General features: G+C 54.2%; 1 tRNA gene and 2 rRNA genes (1 of these 3 cut by a window edge). All 3 read right to left on the reverse strand.

The features are described from left to right. Nucleotides 1–77: transfer RNA gene (locus tag I9182_RS20215), tRNA-Met, on the reverse strand. Nucleotides 78–129: 52 nt separating this feature from the next. After that, a 5S ribosomal RNA gene (gene rrf / locus I9182_RS20220) occupies nt 130–244 on the reverse strand. Nucleotides 245–438: 194 nt separating this feature from the next. Beyond that, nucleotides 439–2,500, reverse strand: a 23S ribosomal RNA gene (locus I9182_RS20225) (it continues 783 nt past the right edge of the window).

Raw genomic sequence — 2,500 nt, forward strand, 5'->3', positions numbered from 1 at the left:
TGGTTGCGGGAGCAGGATTTGAACCTGCGACCTTCAGGTTATGAGCCTGACGAGCTACCGGGCTGCTCCATCCCGCGTCAGAGTCAGATTTGTTTTCATCGTTTTAGAGAGATTTGGGGATTTTTCTAGGTTTGGCGGTGACCTACTCTCCCGGGGCTTAAGCCCAAGTACCATTGGCGCGGCAGTGCTTAACTTCCGGGTTCGGGATGGGACCGGGTGTTTCACTTGCGCTATGACCACCAAACCGAGGAAAATCCCCCCGTCGCTGTTTTTGCTTTGCAAAAAAGCGACGGGTGGCAGGCAGCGTATTTGTGAAGCAAATGCGCGGTGCCACTCGGTTGTGTAATCAATCAACACCGTGCAATCCGCGTTGCGGATTGTCACGCGCCATCCAACTCAGGGTGTGTATGTCTTTGATTTGTCTTTCCATTACTGGATCAAATCAAGCCTATCGGGCGATTAGTACCGGTCAACTGAACGCATTACTGCGCTTACATCTCCGGCCTATTGACGTGGTGGTCTTCCACGGCCCTCAGGGAGACCTTGTTTTGAGGGGGGCTTCCCGCTTAGATGCCTTCAGCGGTTATCCTGTCCGATCATAGCTACCCAGCACTGCCGTTGGCACGACAACTGGTCCACCAGTGGATCGTTCACCCCGGTCCTCTCGTACTAGGGGCAACTCCTCTCAAGTCTCCTACACCCACGGCAGATAGGGACCGAACTGTCTCACGACGTTCTAAACCCAGCTCACGTACCTCTTTAAACGGCGAACAGCCGTACCCTTGGGACCTGCTCCAGCCCCAGGATGAGATGAGCCGACATCGAGGTGCCAAACACTGCCGTCGATATGGACTCTTGGGCAGTATCAGCCTGTTATCCCCGGCGTACCTTTTATCCGTTGAGCGATGGCCCTTCCACTCGGGACCACCGGATCACTATGGCCGTCTTTCGACTCTGCTCGACTTGTCAGTCTTGCAGTCAGGCTGGCTTCTGCCATTGCACTCAACGAGCGATTTCCGACCGCTCTGAGCCAACCTTCGCGCGCCTCCGTTACGCTTTAGGAGGCGACCGCCCCAGTCAAACTACCCGCCACGCAGGGTCCCGGATCCGGATAACGGACCGCGGTTAGACATCAAGAGTGCGAAGGGTGGTATCTCAAGGGAGGCTCCACGGATACTTGCGTTTCCGCTTCAAAGCCTACCACCTATCCTGCACATCACAATCCTGATGCCAGTGCGAAGCTGTAGTAAAGGTGCACGGGGTCTTTCCGTCTAACCGCGGGAAGCCTGCATCTTGACAGGCAATTCAATTTCGCTGAGTCGATGTTGGAGACAGCGGGGAAGTCGTTACGCCATTCGTGCAGGTCGGAACTTACCCGACAAGGAATTTCGCTACCTTAGGACCGTTATAGTTACGGCCGCCGTTTACCTGGGCTTCAATTCAAGGCTCTCACCTCTCCTTTTAACCTTCAGGCACCGGGCAGGCGTCAGACCCTATACGTCGTCTTGCGACTTCGCAGAGCCCTGTGTTTTTAATAAACAGTCGCCACCCCCTGGTTTGTGCCCCCAGCCCCTAGTTGCCTAGGAACCGGGCCTCCTTCTCGCGAACTTACGGAGGTATTTTGCCGAGTTCCTTCAACATCGTTCTCTCAAGCGCCTTGGTATGCTCTACCAGTCCACCTGTGTCGGTTTAGGGTACGGTCTGATGGAGGGCTATTTCCAGGAACCACTCAGCAGCCCAATCAATCCGATAAGATTGAACTACACCTGTGATCCGTCACATCCTCCTGGCCTAGGAATATTAACCTAGTTCCCATCGCCTACGCCTTTCGGCCTCGGCTTAGGGGCCGGCTTACCCTGCTCAGATTAGCTTTAAGCAGGAACCCTTGGACTTTCGGCGAGAGTGTCTCTCACACTCTTTGTCGCTACTCATGTCATCATTCTCACTAGTGATCTCTCCACCGGATCCCTCACAGGCCGGCTTCATCGAAAGAACTCGATCCGTCATTACATCCCGCTGCTGTTACACAACACAGATGCAAATACGGATGAGTTCTATGTCACACTACGCTCTGCTACCATGCCTTACGGCATCCTAAGCTTCGGCTCATGGCTTGAGCCCCGTTACATCTTCGCCGCAGGACAACTTGTTTAGACCAGTGAGCTGTTACGCTATCTTTAAAGGATGGCTGCTTCTAAGCCAACCTCCTGGTTGTTTTGGTCGTCCCACCTGCTTTCCCACTTAGCCATGAATTGGGGGCCTTAGCTGTAGGTCAGGGTTGTTTCCCTCTCCACTACGGACGTTAGCATCCGCAGTGTGTCTGCCATCTAGTACTCCCGGGTATTCGGAGTTTGGTTAGGATCAGTAAGCCTGTGGGGCCCCATTACCCATCCAGTGCTCTACCCCCCGGGGTATTCGGATGACGCTCTACCTAAATAGATTTCGCAGAGAACCAGCTATCTCCGAGTTTGATTGGCCTTTCACCCCTAGGCACAGCTCA

The sequence above is a fragment of the Ruegeria sp. HKCCSP351 genome (assembly GCF_017872535.1).
Taxonomy (GTDB): domain Bacteria; phylum Pseudomonadota; class Alphaproteobacteria; order Rhodobacterales; family Rhodobacteraceae; genus Ruegeria.